The organism is Ornithinibacillus liuyingii (assembly GCF_055550225.1).
In genome coordinates this window covers 88,227-106,067 of the sequence record NZ_JBPWOS010000010.1, presented here as the reverse complement: position 1 = coordinate 106,067, position 17,841 = coordinate 88,227, and the positions used below count along the sequence as shown (strand labels likewise).

The following is a 17,841-nucleotide window of genomic DNA, read 5'->3' as shown; positions in this document are numbered from 1 at the left end:
ACGAGTATAAGAAACTCTTTGGGGGTATCCTTATAATGAATGCAAGGAAAAAGTAAAGTTGTTGACAATTATACTGTAGGGGGGTATAGTATAATTAAAGCGAAGGAAAGAAGGTGTTCGAATGGATCAATTTTTACATGATCACCCAATTACCCCTAGAACAGATGCAGAGAAGCAAGGGGTAGTTAATCGTTTAAAGCGAATTGAAGGACAGGTTCGGGGTATTCAGAAAATGGTTGAAGAAGACCGTTACTGTGTCGATATTTTAGTACAAATAAGTGCGATAAATGCAGCTTTGAAAAAGGTTGGATTCCAAGTTGCCGAACGACATGTAAAGCATTGTGTAAGCCATGCCGTGAAGTCTGGTGAAGGGGAAGCATCAATTGATGAATTAATGGAAGTGTTAAAACGACTTTCTAAATGAGGGGGGTATCCGATATGAGTGAGTCCAGACAAATTACGGTTGGTGTCACTGGGATGACCTGTGCAGCGTGTTCTAATCGAATTGAAAAGGTTCTGAATAAAATGGATGGCGTGAAAGCCCAAGTTAATTTAACAACAGAAAAGGCCAGTGTGCATTATAATCCAGATGCAGTCACAGTAGAGGACATTACAACCAAGATTGAAAAACTTGGTTACGGTGTTCAGCTTGAAAGGTTAGAGCTTGATGTCTTCGGGATGACCTGTGCTGCTTGTTCAACTAGGATTGAAAAGGTGTTAAATAAAGAAGAGGGAGTTAAACAAGCTACCGTAAACCTAGCAACCGAAAGTGCCTCCATTGAATTTAATCCTGCACTTGTTAAAGAATTAGATTTGATTGGAAGAATTAAAAAGCTAGGGTACGATGCGAAGGTGAAGGCAGATAAAGAAGATAAACAAACTGAGAAAGAAAAACAACTGCAAAAAATGAAAACGAAATTAATCATTTCTGCAATCCTATCTGCACCATTATTATTAACCATGCTCGTTCATTTAGCTGGAGTTTCCATTCCAGATATCTTTATGAATCCGTGGTTCCAGTTCACACTTGCGACACCAGTACAGTTCATTATCGGTTGGCGGTTCTATGTTGGAGCATATAAGAATCTGCGTAATGGTGGTGCCAATATGGACGTGCTTGTCGCGCTTGGTACTAGTGCAGCATATTTTTATAGTCTTTATGAGGCATTTAATACGCTTCGTCATCCAGGACATATGCCACATTTATATTTTGAGACTAGTGCCATTTTAATTACCTTAATTTTATTTGGAAAATATTTAGAAACAAGCGCAAAAAGTCGGACGACCGTTGCTATTTCTAAGCTACTAAACTTACAAGCAAAACAAGCAAGAGTAGTGCGTGATGGCTCGGAAATGATGATTCCTATGGAGGATGTTGTGGTTGGCGATCGTCTCGTAGTAAAACCCGGTGAGAAAATACCCGTGGATGGTATTGTTGTGAAAGGTAGAACATCGGTTGATGAATCCATGATTACCGGAGAATCTATACCGATTGAAAAAGATATCGATGCAAGTGTCATTGGTTCTACTATTAATAAAAATGGAACGATTGAAATGGAAGCGAAGAAAGTTGGGAAGGATACCGCTCTTGCATCCATCATTAAAGTGGTAGAGGATGCCCAAGGCTCAAAAGCCCCAATTCAACGATTAGCAGATGTCATTTCAGGTTACTTTGTACCGATAGTAGTGGGAATTGCGTTCGTAACCTTTGGCGTATGGATTTTGTTTGTTACTCCAGGTGAATTAGAAACAGCGTTAGTAACGGCAATTGCAGTATTAGTAATTGCCTGTCCATGTGCGTTAGGTCTCGCAACTCCAACCTCGATTATGGTTGGTTCTGGTAGAGCTGCTGAAAGTGGAATCCTTTTTAAAGGTGGGGAGCACCTAGAGCGTACCCATCAGCTTAATGCAATTGTACTAGATAAAACCGGTACAATTACGAAGGGGAAGCCTGAGGTAACCTATTTTACAGCTGATGAGGAAACGTTATCGCTTGTAGCTAGTGCTGAAAAAGGGTCTGAGCATCCTTTGGCAGAAGCGATTGTAGCCTTTGCTACTGAAAGAAATGTACCTTTCGTTGATACGGAGTATTTTAACGCGATACCTGGACATGGTATAGAAGCTAGAATTCATGACAAGAACGTATTAGTAGGCACTAGAAAATTAATGAATGACCACAATATTACCGTTACTGGTGCGATAGAAGCTGAGTTAGTGGATTATGAAATGAAGGGCAATACAGCGATGTTAATTACAGTAAATGGCGAGTTAAAAGGGATTTTAGCGGTAGCTGATACGGTGAAGGACACTGCTAAAGATGCTATAAAAGAGCTAAAAGAGCAGGGACTTGAAGTGATTATGCTTACCGGTGATAATGAACGCACCGCTAAAGCTATTGCTGAACAAGTGGGAATCGACCGTGTCATTGCCCAAGTATTACCAGAGGAAAAGGCTAACCGAGTAAAAGAGATTCAATTACAAGGGAAAAAGGTTGCGATGGTTGGAGATGGCGTAAATGATGCTCCGGCTCTTGCAGTAGCTGATATTGGTATTGCAATTGGTACTGGTACAGAAGTTGCTATTGAAGCTGCCGATGTAACCATCTTAGGTGGAGAATTACTATTAATACCAAAAGCTATTAAAATTAGCAAAGCAACGATAAAAAATATTCGTCAAAACTTATTCTGGGCATTTGCTTATAATAGTGCGGGTATTCCAATAGCAGCACTTGGGTTACTTGCTCCTTGGATAGCAGGAGCTGCCATGGCATTTAGCTCGGTAAGTGTGGTAACCAATTCACTTCGCTTAAAACGAGTAAAAATATAAATAATATTTGGGGACGGTAGATAGTCCTGTCCCCAATACTTACTTTTCATAGTTGAAAGGAGATATATAGGATGCAATCTTTAACACTAGATGTAAGAGGAATGACTTGCGGGCATTGCAAAATGTCAGTAGAAGGTGCACTGAACGAATTAGATGGTGTATCTAATGTAGAGGTGGATTTAGCTACTGGCAAAGTTACTGTGACTTACGATGAGTCAAAAGTAACCTTAGAAGCAATGCAAGAGGCAGTAGAAGAACAAGGCTATGATGTAGCTTAACAAGAAAAAGCAGGCACTTCAAACATGTGTCTGCTTTTTCTTGTGTGTCAGAATGGTCTATCCAGCAGTGGTTGTGGCTTTAACACTAGATACATGAAATATGGAGATTTGTTAAATCCTGAAGCTAGTAGCTGAAATCCTGAAACACCCCCTTCAAATCCTGAAGTACCCCTCTCAGATCCTGAAGAATATGTCAACTATGGCTATAAGGTATCTTTCGGACCCTTGCAGCACTAGTCAAACTTGCGTAAGATTACCATATAAACCAACAAGGAGAATGATAATGAAAGAATACTACTATGATAAGCTCCTTAACATACATACAACTGGCAAACGTGTAGCTAGTAATCATATCAATCACTACTATCCGTATGAACCTACCCCATATCAAGCATTAGAGGTGCTGTTTGGCCAATATGAGGTGAAGAGTGCCGATCAATTTGTAGACTTTGGATGTGGGTTAGGGCGGATGAATTTCTTTATCCATCACCATTATCATACTAAGGCTACAGGAATCGAAATGAATGAGGCTTTCTATCATAAAGCAATCGAAAATCTAGAAAGCTATAGAAAAAAGGCGAGGAAATCTACAGATAATATATCGTTTAAACATTGCCTGGCCGAAGACTATGAAATTAGCGAAGCAGATAATCGATTCTACTTCTTTAATCCATTTTCTATTCACATTTTCCAGCGTGTCATTAACCGGATTCTTCTATCCGTAGAGGCATTTCCAAGGAAAGTGGATATTATCTTGTACTATCCTTCAAAGGAATATATCTTCTATTTGGAGAATCAGACCGTGTTTCAATTGGAGCAAGAAATAGGACTACCTTATGAAAATAATCCGAATGAGCGATTTTTAGTATACCGATGGAATAATGAAGAATAAGGAAGGGTTTTGCGTGTTACTGTCGAATATGGTAAGAAGGAGTGTGAGAAGATGAAGAGCCCAATTCAAAACAAAGTCAACACCATCTTTATCCATGTGCGTGATTTGAAGCGTTCTGTAAAGTGGTACAGTGAACTAATTGGTCAACCGTACGACTTATCTACCGTAGCAAGACCAGTTTACAATCTACCGGTAAATCAAGAAGTAGGTATTACATTAGATGCTGGCCCTGAAAATATGAAAAAGGGTGCCGGAGGATTAGGATATCCTCTATTTAACTTCCATACAGAGGATATAGACCAAGCATATGAATATGTGACACAACTAAATTATGATATAGCATCCGAAATTATAAGATTTGATGATTTGTCCTTTTTTACAGTTCGTGACCCGGATGAGAACGACATCATGATATGCTCAGGCTAGACAGGAGGGTGATTATATGAAGATAACATTTGATAACATTGACATCGTAGGTCATGTTATAGCAGAGAACGAGCTTTATAAGCATTATCACTATTCAGAAATACTGATTCGATATGATAGTAATTTTATCGGATTTAAACGAATGCCTACGATAGATGAGTTTAAAGAGGCAGAAGCTTATCTACGAGAATTTCATCAGAAAAAGGCTCAAGTCCATGTGAAATTTGAATTTCCTCCAGATCAGAAGCTGACGGATGAACTTTATCAATACGTACAAGAACAGAACTATACAATCGGGACTAATGAGTTGTACAGCATAAAGCCTCAAGATTTTCCTGAGGTGTCTATTAATCCAGATATTCAGGTGGAAGAGGTTAATTCTAGTACTTACAAGGACTATTTAACATTACAGTATGAGCAGGATGTACAGTTTGGTGAAAGCTATGCTGAAGCAAAGAAGATACTTCATCATGCTAATTTTCAAAGTGATAGAGTAGTTCAAATTATTGCGTACGATAAGGATATCCCTGTTGGTGCGGTGGACGTTATTCTTCAGGATCTTACGGCAGAAATGGACAATCTATTTGTGCAAGATTCGTATCAGCGGAAAGGAATTGGTAGTAGTATTCAACGATTTGTTATGGATCTTTTCCGCGATAGAATCGTTATTTTAATTGCAGATGGGGAGGATACCCCAAGAGAGATGTACCGGAAACAAAATTATCACTATGAGGGATTTCAGATAGAGGCGTTGAAGGTATATAAGTGAATGTAGATACTTTCCGAATAGGAAGAGGCTAGGACACCCAGCGCTACCTGGGATGTCCCTAATTTTCCTAGTAGTCATTTTCTCGCGAAGACGTTGCCCTGATTGTGCTAATTTACAAACTCTACTATCTTAAATAACGCATCAAGTACTCAGCATCATAGCCTACCCCTTGAAGTAACGCAGATCCCCTCCTTGACTGCCATGGCAACCCTAAGAAAAATAAACCTTCACTACTAGTAATTCCCCTATTATGGATAGGCGCCCCATTTTGATCTAGAACACCAGGTATACCTTGGATAATCCGATAATCCGATTTAAAACCAGTAGCCCAAATCACATTATGAAATTCAAGTTGACCTTGCTCTGAGAAGGAAATCGAGTTTTTATTCGCATTTATAGCCCGATTTACTAGAGTGATTCTATCATCTTGAATAGCTTTTCTTAATTCATAGCCAAAAATAGGATCTCCCTTTGATCGAATTCGTCTCCCTAGAAACGAGTTGACGCTAGCGTTTAGAATACCCAATCTACTAAACCACCAAAAGATACTTTTATTCCCAAGAGAAAGAGGCATATAGTTAAGCTTTTGACTAGTTGATAGAAATGTTTTTCTTGTTTGTGAAACTTCTACAGCAATTTGGGCACCGCTATTCCCTGCCCCAACTACAAGGACACTTCCTTCCAGTAATTGATTGGGGTTTTTATAGTCTGTTGAATGTAATTGTAGAACATCTGGTGACAAATTAGCTGCAAAGGCAGGAATAGCTGGGCTATGGAATGGACCGGTTGCTATCACAACATTCTTGGCAATGTAGTTTTGCTCTTTTGTATAGACGGAATATGCATTACCTAGTCGTACTACTTGAGTTACCTCCGTATTGAATTTAATCGGTAATGAAAAATTACGTGCATAATCCTGCAAATAATCCGCAACCTCGTCTTTAGTTGGTAGAGAATTAGGATCTCCTTCAATAGGTAGTCCGGGTAAGGAGCTAAACTGCTTAGACGTAAATAGTATTAGCGAATCATAGCGTGCCTTCCACACATGTCCCACCTGATTCCCCTTTTCTAGTATCAGGAAATTATCTGTTTTTTTTGCAAGGTAATACCCAATAGCTAATCCTGCTTGTCCGGCCCCAATGACAATCGTATGGTACATACAGACCCCTCCCGAAATTCTTCATTCAAATATTCGTTTGATTGTTGACATCACATTAATCTATAGCATAAGATGATATTATAATCAAACAATTATTTGAATGAGGCGATAAAATGGCAGGAAGTACTGTGAAAAAGGTTAACCACGATACTTGTGAGGTATTTTGTTTTGAAGAAGAAAAAGTGAATCGAATAAAACCACAGATAGAAGAAGTTAGTGGGGTAGAAATGATATTTAAGGCATTATCAGATTTAACACGGTTAAAAATCGCCTATGCGTTAACAATTGAAGATGAACTGTGTGTTTGTGATGTTGCAAATATTATCGGTTCTACGACAGCAACAGCATCCCATCATTTACGACTGCTCCGTAATATGGGGCTCGCAAAGTATCGTAAAGAAGGGAAGTTAGTATTCTATTCACTAAAGGATGAGCATGTTCATCAGTTAGTATCGATTGCTATGGAACATTCGAGAGAAGGTGCTGGACTTGGAGGAAAATAAACAAGTCTATCGATTACAAGGCTTGTCTTGTACGAACTGTGCTGCAAAATTTGAAGAAAACATCCGTAATATTAAAACAGTAGAGGATGTTCAATTGAACTTTGGTGCTGCTAAGTTAACCGTACATGGTGTAGCATCCGTTGATCAGTTGGAAGCAGCAGGTGCTTTTGATGGTATTAAGGTACAACCGGAATGGAGTAATGAACCAGAAAGATGGAAAAAGCGTGAGACTATAACTACTTTTATATCGTTGCTTTTCACCATAGTAGGGTACGTATTCTACTTTAAGATGGGTGAAAGCCACCCTATTACAATAGGAGCCTTTCTTACTGCAATATTGGTAGGAGGACTTTCCTTATTTAAGGTCGGATTGAATAATTTAATGAAGTTTGAATTTGATATGAAGACATTAATGACAATTGCCATTATTGGAGCAGCGATTATTGGAGAATGGGCAGAAGGTGCTGTCGTGGTGTTCTTGTTTGCGTTAAGTGAAGCACTTGAAAGTTACTCTATGAATAAGGCGCGGCAATCAATCAAATCACTCATGAATATCGCACCAAAGAAGGCCACTATTCGTCATGGCTCGCAAACAATGGAAATCGATGTAGAAGATGTACAAATTGGTGATATTTTAATCATTAAGCCTGGACAGAAAATTGCTATGGACGGGGAAATTGTAAAAGGGCAATCCTCTGTCAATCAAGCAGCGATAACTGGTGAATCAATCCCAGTTCATAAGGCGAGCGGTGATGAGGTATATGCGGGAACGATAAATGAAGAAGGTTCATTAGAGGTACGAGTTACTACGCGAGTAGCAGATACAACGATTGCTAAAATCATTCATCTAGTGGAGGAAGCACAAGCCGAACGAGCACCCTCCCAACAGTTTGTAGATAAATTTGCCAAATATTATACGCCTGCGATTCTGTTTCTTTCTTTCCTTGTCGTAGTTATCCCACCTCTATTTTTCGATGGGGAATGGTCTAATTGGATCTACAGTGGTCTAGCGGTGTTAGTAGTTGGTTGCCCATGTGCATTAGTTGTATCGACACCTGTTGCAATTGTGACCGCTATCGGTAATGCTGCAAGAAATGGTGTTCTAATTAAGGGTGGCATTCATCTGGAGGAAGCGGGCCATATTGATGTGGTAGCCTTTGATAAGACCGGTACCTTAACGAATGGAAAGCCGGAAGTAACAGACATTATCCCACTTGCAGATAAAGATGAAGCCGACTTAATCCGTATTGCTTCAGCTATTGAAGAATATTCACAGCATCCACTTGCATCAGCTATTAAAAGAAAGGCAATCCGTCTTCAAGCTGTAGATTATAAAGCGGAGAATTTTCTATCCTATACAGGTAAAGGAGCTAAAGCCACGGTACAAGGGACAGAATACTTCATTGGTAACCCAGCACTGTTTTCAGAGATGCTGCCCATACATGCTGAGCTACTGGAGAGAACTAGCCAGCTACAAGCGGAAGGGAAAACGGTAATGCTAGTAGGTACGGCTCAAGAAGTAATAGGAATTATCGGAGTAGCTGATCAAATCCGTTCAGTAAGTAGATCCATTATTCAGAAGCTCCATCAGTTAGGTATGAAGCGGACCATTATGCTAACTGGAGACAACCAATTAACCGGAGAGGCAATAGGTTCAAGCCTCGGGTTAACAGAAGTAAAAGCGGAGTTATTACCTGAGGATAAATTAACCGTTATAAGTCGATTAAAGGATAGGTATGGTCGTGTGGCCATGGTTGGTGATGGAATTAATGATGCGCCGGCACTTGCTTCTGCTAATGTTGGAATTGCCATGGGAGGCGCAGGAACCGATGTAGCCTTAGAAACGGCAGACATAGCATTAATGGCTGATGACTTGGAGAAATTACCATATATGATTTCTCTAAGCCGTAAAACCTTAACAATTATCAAGCAAAATATCATCTTCGCTCTAGCGCTAAAAGTGTTAGCTTTGCTATTAGTTATTCCAGGATGGCTAACATTATGGATCGCTATTTTTGCGGATATGGGAGCGACACTTATTGTCGTATTGAACTCGATGCGACTAATGAAAAAAGATTTATAGAATGAGGAAAACGTGGCATATCAACTAATTGTTGGTATGCTTTTTGGTTTGGAGAGTAGTAGGAAGAATGGATGCTCACCTATGTTAAGATATAGCTAGAAATTGGAAGACTACTTGGAATAAGTAAGGGGGACGCTTATGAAACTCTGTTTTATTGGAGGAGGAAATCCATTAACGGGAGAGCTTAATGATGTAATAAAATTTTTAAGCCATCACGTAAAGAAGGATAGTAAACTTTTAATCATTCCTTTCGCTACAGAAGAAAAAAGACTGAATAGTTGGTATAATTCTGCCAAAAAAACTTTTGAGTCTATTGGAGTTAGTCATCTCGACATTCTCAACCGAGGACTAACGAGTCAAGAGATGCAATCAAAAATCAAGGAACATGAAGTGCTATACTTTACTGGTGGTAGGCCGGAAAAATTGATGGAAAGGTTGATAGATAAAGAATTAGTTTCATCTATTAAGGGACATTCGGGGTTGTTGGTAGGTGTGAGCGCAGGGGCTTTAGCTTTCTGTAAGGACTGTATTATTACCAAAGATGAGGATTATCCAGAAACCTTGGTAATAAAAGGGTTAGATCTAGTGGATTTTAGTGTAGAGGTTCATTATCGGGATAGAACGGATGAGGAATTAATCCATTTGTCGGAAAAACGAGATATTTATGCCATGCCAAATGGTAGCGGATTGTTTTGGGATGGAGAAGTAATGACTCCTATTAAAAGTATCATTCATTTTCAAAAAGGGAATAAGAAAGTGATAGATTGAACGGAAGTATAGTGTGTAGAGGTAATATAAAGATGATACCAGACACTATTAGAAAAGCAATGCGGGAGCTTCATCTATATAGGCTCCTTCGATATACTTCAATGTTAGTAAGCCATGATATTTACAACCCTCCATAAATGGCAATTTTAGTAAATACTGCCCATTATTAATAGAAAATCTTGGAATTTTGCGATATACTAAATTAAACTTAATAACTATTACTTAAAGGATTGATATTCATGGATAATACGAATCATTTCGACGAAAACCAAGTCGCCTCACTTAAACTTTTTGTCGTACTGTCTAGAGCAATTCAAGCAATTGAGAAACAGATTACCCAAAATGTGAAGGGGTATGGATTGAATCTAACGGAATTTGCTGTTTTAGAATTGTTATATCATAAAGGAGAACAACCAATACAGAAAATTGGTCAGAAGGTTTTACTGGCAAGCAGCAGTATTACTTATGTTGTGGATAAATTAGAAGAAAAAAACTACTTAACTCGTAAAGCATGCCCAACTGATAGAAGGGTTACATTTGCTGTTATTTCCGAATCTGGTAAGGAATTAATGGATGAGATTTTCCCACATCATGCAAAAGCTATACGTGATATTATGGGTGGGTTAACTGTTGAAGAGAAGAAAATTGTTATTGATTTAGTGAAGCGGTTAGGTCTTTATGCAAATAATCTAGAATAGCGGTAGAAGTTTATTTCATAAATTAAGCAGCAACTATTAGCGCCGAAAATATACGTAAATTCCGAAATAGGACAAGTACTGTAATCCCTAGGAATCCCCTGTTCCTTGCGTATCGCACACAGGGGCATCCTAGGGTTAAGGATAGTAGTAGCCTTGCTATCCAGTAGCTGGTGGGAAGTAACGTCTATTTCCGGTGCAAGAGAGTAGTCTATTGTTACTGTAGGTTTTAAATTACTTTTTTACTTCGGTGTGGTTATTTATTTTCCCCAAAAACTCTTCCCAATCTAAAATTCGGTTATATGTCGCAGCTCGATTATAAGACTGATCCTTTAAGAACAGCTCAATCGGTTCTTTTGATAGCGTATCTAAAATGGCCGGTTTATCGTCTATATAATAATCTAGCTTTAGCTCTTTTATAATATGGATTTTCTCATGATCTTGCATACCATAGAAAAAATGTTCATCGATTACTGGGAAACCTTGCTGCTTTATCCAGTTTTTTGTCCGCTCACCGTGTTCTTTTGGTCTAGCAGTAATATAAAAGATTTCATGTCCTGACTCTATTAGTTTATTTAATACTTCCACGGCACCTTGGTATGGTGGACAGTCCGTGTAATAAATATCTTCAAGTGAACTATTCCACATAGTGCTTCCCTCTTCGTCTGTTAATCCAAAAGGTTCGTGGATTTCCACACGCTTTAAAGCATGGAATTCTTCGATTGGAACATGCTTTTTTAGTTTCATCCTATAGATATGAAAGGCATGCTCACGCAAATTTATTAATGTGTCATCGATATCAAAACCAAATCTCATATAATCCCTCAATTTTTATAAACTGGGTAACCCGTAAACTTAAAGTCTTTGCCAATCTTTTCGATGTCTGTATTCGTTAAATCTATGGCATCTTGCATGTCTACTATTCCAGTTCCCTCTAGAAATGTGGGTGCTTCTTTCCCACCAACTAATTTTGGAGCGAAATAAAGTACAACTTTATCAACTAATTGATGCTCTAAGAAAGAAGCATGGATATTTCCGCCGCCCTCTAAGAATAGGGAGGAGACAAGATGTTCGCCAAGAATCTCAACTACCTCTTTTGGATTAACAGATGTTTCACCTGATGTTACAAATACACGAATGCCGCGCTCCTCAAGCCGAAGCTTTTTTGTTTCATCATGGTTTTTACTAGTGAAAATCCATGTTTCTGCTTGGTTATCAGTTATAACGTTAACATCCATTGGAATCTTTAAGGTGGAATCCATTATAACTCGAACCGGATTACGTCCATTAGGAATCCGAGCTGTTAACGATGGATTATCTGTTAATACAGTATTTATTCCAACGAGAATAGCCATATTTTCACTCCGTAGCTGATGTACATCTCGTCGTGCTTCTTCTGAAGTAATCCATTTACTACTAAACGTATGGGTTGCAACTTTACCATCTAATGAAGCCCCCGCCTTAAGCGTGACAAATGGTTTTTTCTCCACAATAAATTTATTAAAAACTTCATTCATTTGTATAGATTCTTGTTCTAAAACGCCAATGATGACCTCGATGCCGGCATCTTGTAGTAGTTTCACACCGTTTCCTGCCACAATTGGATTCGGATCTAATGTTGCAATGACAGCCTTCTTGATTCCTGCTTGAATAATAGCTTCCGCGCACGGTCCGGTTCTTCCGTGGTGGGAGCATGGTTCTAATGTTACATATATTGTCCCACCCTTGGCTTTCTCACCTGCCATACGTAATGCATGGATCTCTGCATGCGGTTCCCCTGCTTTTAGGTGTGTGCCGACACCAACTATCCGATTGTCATTGACAATAACAGATCCTACAAGCGGATTTGGATCCGTCTGTCCTTTCATAGCCTTAGCGTTTTGTATGGCAAGTCCCATATAGAACTCATGATTACTCATTGGAACAGGTTCCTTCCTCTTGCAGGTGACCAGATTTCTCTACCTTTGTTTTAAGGTAGCGTTCGTTATATTCAGACACATCGCCCCACAGTGGCACGCGCCCTGTTAAGGTTAATCCGGCTTTCTTCATTGCTTCAAGCTTTAATGGATTATTCGTAATTAATGTTACAGGCTTTGTACGTAATTGCTTCAAGACACGAATAGCATCGTCATAATTTCTAGAGTCATTCACAAATCCAAGTGCTTCATTGGCTTGAACGGTATCAAGACCATTCTCCTGTAAAATATAGGCCATTGCTTTAGAAAATAAACCAATACCCCGACCCTCATGGTTAGCAAGGTAGAAAATAGCTCCAGTACCATGCTCCGTAATTTTGTGCATGGATTCTTTCAGTTGGAAGCCACAATCACAACGTTTACTTCCAAAGATATCACCAGTATGACAAATGGAATGCATTCGGATTAATGCATCGTCATCATTTTCAAAATCACCATAAACCAAGACACTAGATTGTTGATAGTCTGCTAAGTTTTGTGACGATAAATTATCGATAATGGTCTGATAATCATTATTTGCTTCCGTTGAATTTATCCAGCTATACCATTTGAATTCAACGGTTTCTCCATATAGATTAACAGGAAGGCGAATGGGCCCAACTAAATAGATAGCGCCTTCTGTTGTTGGTATTGTTTGTATTTTATCCTTAAGTACGGATATTACTTTCGATTCTAATTTTGTTTGTTCCATGGTACATACCCCTTTCACTGCCACTAGTATAATGAAAAATCATAATTGCTTCAATTTATCTTTCTCGGAAATCATCATAATTAATCTTTTATTACTAAATTATGATGAAGTCACTCTCCCGGTTGTATGTTGTTAAAAAATAATTCATGTATTGTCAAAAGAAAGTAATCATGTTATTATATCGACATATGATATATCGCATAACGATACATCGATAGGTGATATATAATGGTGGTGAAATAATGACGAAAAAAGCAGAAACTTTTCTCCCTTTGTCACAGGCTACCTACTATATTCTATTATCTTTACGGGAAGTCCGACATGGATACGGAATTATGCAGGATGTAGAAGCGGTTAGTAAGGATGAAGTGACAATGGGTCCAGGAACATTGTATGGGGCGCTCAGTAAATTGGAAAAACAACAAGTTATTGAGAAAGCAGTTGTGCAAGATGATGACCGAAGGAAGTATTACCAGTTAACTAGTTTAGGTAAAGAAGTCTTACGTTTAGAGTATAAAAGGTTGAAATCGTTAGTGGAAAATGCAAAAGATATCATGACAGAACTGGAGGTAGAGTAGGATGACAATGAGAAAACTCAGGATATCATTATCATTTAACATTGAAAAGGAAGAGCAGTGGTTGACGGAAATGTCTCAAAAGGGACTACATTTTCAACATCATAAATTACTATGGTATGAATTTGAGGAAGACTCAAGCAAATCGTATGTGTATCAAATCGATTTTCGCCAAAATGCTCAGATGGATTATTTCAATCTATATGAAGATGCAGGGTGGGAATATGTCATTGGATCGATGGGAGTCTTTCACTATTTCCGTACAGATGCTTCCAATCCTTCTATCCGAAAATTGTACTCTGATAATGAGTCCATACAAGATTCTTATAAAAGAATGATTGGCTTTTATTTACTCATTTTCTTCCTTTTCCTTGTATCTCAAATAGGAATAGTTGTAACTTGGAACGACTTTTGGTTACAGTATTTACTAATCGGAATCGATGGGGTTGTAATCGTGCTATATTTATATATGTTTTATATGTTTAATAGGAGAATTAATTATTACAGAAGGCGGTAGTAGTTGTTTTAGAAGAGCGAGATCGGAATTAGTTTGGGTAAAAAGTACATGATAAAAACAGGAGGCTAACAGTGGTAGCCTCCTGTTTTAGTTAAGGAATAACCAATTTCGTTTCTGAGTTGAATTTGGAATAGTTAAAAATCTTTGTGTTTAATGTTAGTATAAATGTTATAGCATTAGGAGGTATATCGTGTAAATTTATGGACATTAAGCACAGAGATTTAGTGCACATACATTCTCAAGCTTAAATTACGAGATATAGTAATGGATAAAATAGAAGGAGATGTGCCTTGTATTATGGGGGAAAAGTTTGGTGAACTAGAGATATGGAATGTTCTAGTGCAATTATTCGTCTTAGGTTTAATATGCCACATTCTACATAATATCATGCAAAATATACTCGGAATGGACTTGAATGTTGTATGGATCGCAACGTTTTATATTTTTGCTCCTTTTATTATGATACGCTCTTTACGCATGAATGGTGTAGATGCTGAAGTGATTGGAGAGCCATCCGTTCAACATGTACCGTGGATCTTATTGATAAGTATAAAATTTCTATTGATTCTATTTTCCTGGCTCTCACAAAGTGTAGGTGTACCACTGGCTTCATTAGTTTACCCGAAAATATATACAGAAGTGTTGTCGTTACTTTCAGAGCATACCCATGTAAGTGCTGACGTTAATAGTATTCTGATGTTGATCATTAGTTTTACATTCGTACCTATTTTTGAAGAATTGTTATTTAGAGGATATCTATTAAATAAATGGAGGGATAAAATAGGGCTTGGGAAAGCGATAATTATGAGCTCCTTGTTATTTGCATGTGTTCATTTTGATATTATGCTATTTCTAGGTTATTTTGCTAGTGGAATATTTTATAGTTTGGTTTATTTAAGAACGAAGAGGTTAATCGTTCCAATCATTTTACATTCGTTAACGAATCTAGTTTCTAGTTTTACAACCTTTTTACCTAGCTTGCCCCTTACGTCTATAGAAGAATTACAGTCGGCCTTGCTAGTAGCATTAATTGTATATCTTATGTTAATCCCAATAATTGCTTTTATTTTGTATCGGTTCTACAAACACACCGCTAAGATGTCCCCACACCAACTTAATATGAAGAAGTCTTCTTGAATTTTCGAAGCAAACTATCACAGGGATGAACGAAGACAGCAGGGATCACCAAGCTGTCTTCGTTCATCCCTGTATTTCATTGATAACCATAATTTTACCTTGTTAAGTATTTTATTTAAATAGTACCTTGTATTGAACAGTAGTATGTGTTAAATTATAGCTAAAGGAATTAATCATAAATTGGTACTATACAATGTATAGTAGTAGAGCAGAGGTGGAAGTATTGAACGTACAGTTTAAAAAAGGTGTATTAGAGCTATGTGTGCTCGTCTTATTAGATAAACAAGATCGATATGGTTATGAATTGGTTCAGAAAATCTCCGATCAGATTGCCATTTCAGAAGGGTCTGTTTATCCATTATTAAGAAGATTAACGAAGGAAGGATATTTTACTACGTATTTAAAAGAATCTACAGAGGGACCATCTAGAAAATATTATGCGCTAACAGAAGAGGGTAGAATTTACTTGCAAGAACTATTAGCGGATTGGCAGAAGTTCACCGATGGTGTGAATCAATTAATCAAGGAAGGTGTTCGAAATGAATAAGGAACAGTTTTTAACACAGTTGGAGGGTGCTTTAAAGCGTCTACCTTCTTCTGAACGAGAAGATATTATACAAGACTTTAGGGAACATTTTGAAGTTGGAGTTAGTGAAGGAAAATCAGAAGAAGAAATTGCGAAAGGGCTTGGAACCCCACAGCAAATAGCCAAGGAAATAACAGCTTCTTTCCATTTGGAACAGGTCCAGGAAACGGCAACTACGGGAAATGTACTTCGTGCCGTATGGGCAGTAATTGGACTTGGTTTTTTTAACTTAGTTATCGTACTAGGGCCATTTATCGCCTTAGCAGGAATTGTATTATCTGGTTGGGCAGTTGGATTATCCGGAATAGTAAGTCCAGTTTTGTATTTAGTTAATGTGGCTATTTACCCAGAAATATTTGAACTCTATCAATTATTCATATCAATTACGTTTGCTGGAATCGGAATCTTTGTGATTATTGGGATGTATTATGTGACAAGATGGTTAAGTAAAGGTTTTATACGCTATTTACAATTTAATGTTCGTATGGTTAAAGGAGGAATAGGAAATGCCTAAGCAAAAGTTATTGATAATCATTGCTTCTTGTCTATTCGTCGTCGGCGTCATTGGTAGTCTCCTAACGTATAAAACGGCAGGTGCATCTTCTGAAGATGTAATAGAAACAGAAGTCATTGATAATCAAGGTATCACGAAACTGAATGTTAAAACAGACAATGCAAGAGTCGAAGTCCTACCCACATCGGAGGAGGAAATTACAGTAGAATTTACATCACCAGCTACTAGTAAAAGCAAGTATAAGTTTACTGTAGAAGAAGATGGCGACACGCTTGCAGTAGAAGTAAAGGAAAAACGAATTCTTCAATTTATATCGTTTGACTTTAGCTTCCAGGGTCCAAGTTTAGTCATCTATTTACCTGAAAAGCAATATGATGAACTAAAAGTTGATGTAATAAACGGAAGAGTTAATGTAGAAAGTCTGGAAGTAGAACATGCCAATGTGCAAACTGTTAATGGCCGAATTGAATTGGAGGACTTAACCACTACTACTACCTATGTTTCGTCTGAAAATGGTAGGGTGGACTTAACGTATGTTGATGGTGAAATAACTAGTAATGCTGTTAATGGTCGAACGACACTTATTACCAATGATTTAGACCGTTCAATTGACCTGGAAACAGTGAATGGGAAGATTGAAATTCAAACAATGCAAGAACCTACCAACGCGGCGTTTGAGGTTAGTGTTGTAAATGGAAAGGTAGACATATTAGGCGATAACTCTAAGAATTCTGTATTTGGCGAAGGCGAGCATAAAATTAAACTAAAAACAGTGAATGGTAGTATTACGGTAAGTAAATAATTATTGGGGGGTAGAGACATGGATAGTCTCTACCCCTTTTGACGAATAGGCATTACTTTTCCTTATAACCAACAATCCCATAAAAGAACATTTTCGTTAATTCCTCCGTATATGGGAGAACCTGTTCATAAACATGTTTTTGCTGTAAATATTCCCGGAACATTTGGATATAGATTAATATGGCTTCATTCGAGATGGTGGAATCGATATACCCCTGTTCCTTTCCCTCATCAAATAAATTAATTAATTCTGGGAGTGCTTTATTCGTATAAAATTCTTCGATATAACTTCCTGTACCAGAAGAAAAGTCCTTTATAATATAGTTATAAATCTCCTCGTTTATAGAACTCGCGGATGTTGTCTTGTTAAAGATGATTTGCTTAATTTTCTCCGAGATGTGGATATCACTATCTATAATTTTCTGGAATTCACTCCAAATTTCTTCAATATAATAAACAACTACTTCATCTACTAATTTATCCTTACTACCGAAGTAATTATATATGGTCACTTGTGATACATTTGCATTCTTTGCGATTTCAGCTACGGATACTTTACTTATTCCAAATTTCATAAAAAGATCTAGTGCTGATTGTAGAATATTAGTCCTTTTCAATTCACTTCTTCGTTTAAATCCATCCAAT

At 37.8% G+C, this 17,841-nt stretch carries 21 protein-coding genes; 16 read left to right on the top strand and 5 right to left on the bottom strand.

Annotation, left to right across the window (positions count from 1 at the left end):
• Positions 1-121: 121 nt before the first annotated feature.
• The 6 genes from ACSKT4_RS14425 (at position 122) to ACSKT4_RS14400 (ending at position 5,191) form a co-directional block, all read left to right on the top strand.
• Positions 122-424, top strand: a complete 303-nt coding sequence (locus tag ACSKT4_RS14425) for a metal-sensing transcriptional repressor (protein ID WP_186869481.1) — start codon at positions 122-124, stop codon at positions 422-424.
• A gap of 14 nt (positions 425-438) precedes the next feature.
• Positions 439-2,826 carry a heavy metal translocating P-type ATPase gene (locus tag ACSKT4_RS14420; RefSeq protein WP_186869482.1) on the top strand — a complete coding sequence of 796 codons (2,388 nt, stop codon included), beginning with the start codon at positions 439-441 and terminating at the stop codon, positions 2,824-2,826.
• Between the two features lie 71 nt (positions 2,827-2,897).
• Positions 2,898-3,104: a copper chaperone CopZ gene (gene copZ / locus ACSKT4_RS14415; protein WP_186869483.1), complete on the top strand. Its 207-nt coding sequence runs from the start codon at positions 2,898-2,900 to the stop codon at positions 3,102-3,104.
• A gap of 283 nt (positions 3,105-3,387) precedes the next feature.
• Entirely contained in the window at positions 3,388-3,996 is a 609-nt protein-coding gene (locus tag ACSKT4_RS14410; RefSeq protein WP_465823631.1) for an SAM-dependent methyltransferase, read from the top strand.
• 51 nt (positions 3,997-4,047) lie between these two features.
• The gene (locus ACSKT4_RS14405; protein ID WP_186869485.1) at positions 4,048-4,422 is read left to right on the top strand and encodes a VOC family protein; all 375 of its coding nucleotides are present in this window, start codon (positions 4,048-4,050) and stop codon (positions 4,420-4,422) included.
• A gap of 16 nt (positions 4,423-4,438) precedes the next feature.
• Entirely contained in the window at positions 4,439-5,191 is a 753-nt protein-coding gene (locus ACSKT4_RS14400) for a GNAT family N-acetyltransferase (RefSeq protein ID WP_186869486.1), read from the top strand.
• A gap of 124 nt (positions 5,192-5,315) precedes the next feature.
• Here ACSKT4_RS14400 and ACSKT4_RS14395 read toward each other — a convergent pair whose 3' ends face one another.
• On the bottom strand, positions 5,316-6,350 hold the full coding sequence (locus ACSKT4_RS14395) for a flavin-containing monooxygenase (protein ID WP_186869487.1): 1,035 nt from the start codon (positions 6,348-6,350) through the stop codon (positions 5,316-5,318).
• A gap of 113 nt (positions 6,351-6,463) precedes the next feature.
• Here ACSKT4_RS14395 and ACSKT4_RS14390 point away from each other — a divergent pair, with 113 nt between their 5' ends.
• From ACSKT4_RS14390 to ACSKT4_RS14375, 4 genes are all read left to right on the top strand, one after another.
• Entirely contained in the window at positions 6,464-6,853 is a 390-nt protein-coding gene (locus tag ACSKT4_RS14390) for an ArsR/SmtB family transcription factor (protein ID WP_186869488.1), read from the top strand.
• On the top strand, positions 6,840-8,936 hold the full coding sequence (locus ACSKT4_RS14385; protein ID WP_465823630.1) for a heavy metal translocating P-type ATPase: 2,097 nt from the start codon (positions 6,840-6,842) through the stop codon (positions 8,934-8,936). Before ACSKT4_RS14390 ends, ACSKT4_RS14385 begins: the two co-directional genes overlap by 14 nt.
• Before the next feature lie 138 nt (positions 8,937-9,074).
• A complete protein-coding gene (locus ACSKT4_RS14380; RefSeq protein WP_186869490.1) occupies positions 9,075-9,704 on the top strand; it encodes a Type 1 glutamine amidotransferase-like domain-containing protein in 630 nt (209 codons plus the stop codon).
• A 239-nt stretch (positions 9,705-9,943) separates the two neighbouring features.
• On the top strand, positions 9,944-10,402 hold the full coding sequence (locus ACSKT4_RS14375) for a MarR family winged helix-turn-helix transcriptional regulator (protein WP_186869491.1): 459 nt from the start codon (positions 9,944-9,946) through the stop codon (positions 10,400-10,402).
• A 231-nt stretch (positions 10,403-10,633) separates the two neighbouring features.
• Here the strand turns inward: ACSKT4_RS14375 and ACSKT4_RS14370 are convergent, their stop codons facing one another.
• Genes ACSKT4_RS14370 through ACSKT4_RS14360 form a run of 3 tightly spaced genes read right to left on the bottom strand, consistent with a single transcriptional unit; the run spans position 10,634 to position 13,066 of the window.
• Positions 10,634-11,215, bottom strand: a complete 582-nt coding sequence (locus ACSKT4_RS14370) for a 5' nucleotidase, NT5C type (RefSeq protein ID WP_186869492.1) — start codon at positions 11,213-11,215, stop codon at positions 10,634-10,636.
• 8 nt (positions 11,216-11,223) lie between these two features.
• Complete coding sequence (gene ribD, locus ACSKT4_RS14365; RefSeq protein WP_186869493.1) at positions 11,224-12,318, bottom strand: bifunctional diaminohydroxyphosphoribosylaminopyrimidine deaminase/5-amino-6-(5-phosphoribosylamino)uracil reductase RibD; 1,095 nt, start codon at positions 12,316-12,318, stop codon at positions 11,224-11,226.
• Entirely contained in the window at positions 12,311-13,066 is a 756-nt protein-coding gene (locus tag ACSKT4_RS14360) for a GTP cyclohydrolase II (protein ID WP_186869494.1), read from the bottom strand. Before ACSKT4_RS14360 ends, ribD begins: the two co-directional genes overlap by 8 nt.
• Positions 13,067-13,308: 242 nt before the next feature.
• On the opposite strand from ACSKT4_RS14360, the gene ACSKT4_RS14355 reads away from it, so the two are divergent.
• The 6 genes from ACSKT4_RS14355 to ACSKT4_RS14330 all read left to right on the top strand — a co-directional run bounded on the left by ACSKT4_RS14355 (position 13,309) and on the right by ACSKT4_RS14330 (position 17,197).
• Entirely contained in the window at positions 13,309-13,644 is a 336-nt protein-coding gene (locus tag ACSKT4_RS14355; RefSeq protein WP_186869495.1) for a PadR family transcriptional regulator, read from the top strand.
• A gap of 1 nt (position 13,645) precedes the next feature.
• The gene (locus ACSKT4_RS14350) at positions 13,646-14,158 is read left to right on the top strand and encodes a DUF2812 domain-containing protein (protein WP_186869496.1); all 513 of its coding nucleotides are present in this window, start codon (positions 13,646-13,648) and stop codon (positions 14,156-14,158) included.
• A 264-nt stretch (positions 14,159-14,422) separates the two neighbouring features.
• Positions 14,423-15,295 carry a CPBP family intramembrane glutamic endopeptidase gene (locus ACSKT4_RS14345; RefSeq protein ID WP_186869497.1) on the top strand — a complete coding sequence of 291 codons (873 nt, stop codon included), beginning with the start codon at positions 14,423-14,425 and terminating at the stop codon, positions 15,293-15,295.
• A 223-nt stretch (positions 15,296-15,518) separates the two neighbouring features.
• On the top strand, positions 15,519-15,842 hold the full coding sequence (locus ACSKT4_RS14340; protein WP_186869498.1) for a PadR family transcriptional regulator: 324 nt from the start codon (positions 15,519-15,521) through the stop codon (positions 15,840-15,842).
• Entirely contained in the window at positions 15,835-16,395 is a 561-nt protein-coding gene (locus ACSKT4_RS14335; RefSeq protein WP_186869499.1) for an HAAS signaling domain-containing protein, read from the top strand. Before ACSKT4_RS14340 ends, ACSKT4_RS14335 begins: the two co-directional genes overlap by 8 nt.
• Complete coding sequence (locus ACSKT4_RS14330) at positions 16,388-17,197, top strand: DUF4097 family beta strand repeat-containing protein (protein ID WP_186869500.1); 810 nt, start codon at positions 16,388-16,390, stop codon at positions 17,195-17,197. The genes ACSKT4_RS14335 and ACSKT4_RS14330 overlap by 8 nt, the downstream gene beginning before the upstream one ends.
• A 52-nt stretch (positions 17,198-17,249) precedes the next feature.
• Here ACSKT4_RS14330 and ACSKT4_RS14325 read toward each other — a convergent pair whose 3' ends face one another.
• Positions 17,250-17,840: a TetR/AcrR family transcriptional regulator gene (locus ACSKT4_RS14325; RefSeq protein ID WP_186869501.1), complete on the bottom strand. Its 591-nt coding sequence runs from the start codon at positions 17,838-17,840 to the stop codon at positions 17,250-17,252.
• Position 17,841: the final 1 nt, after the last annotated feature.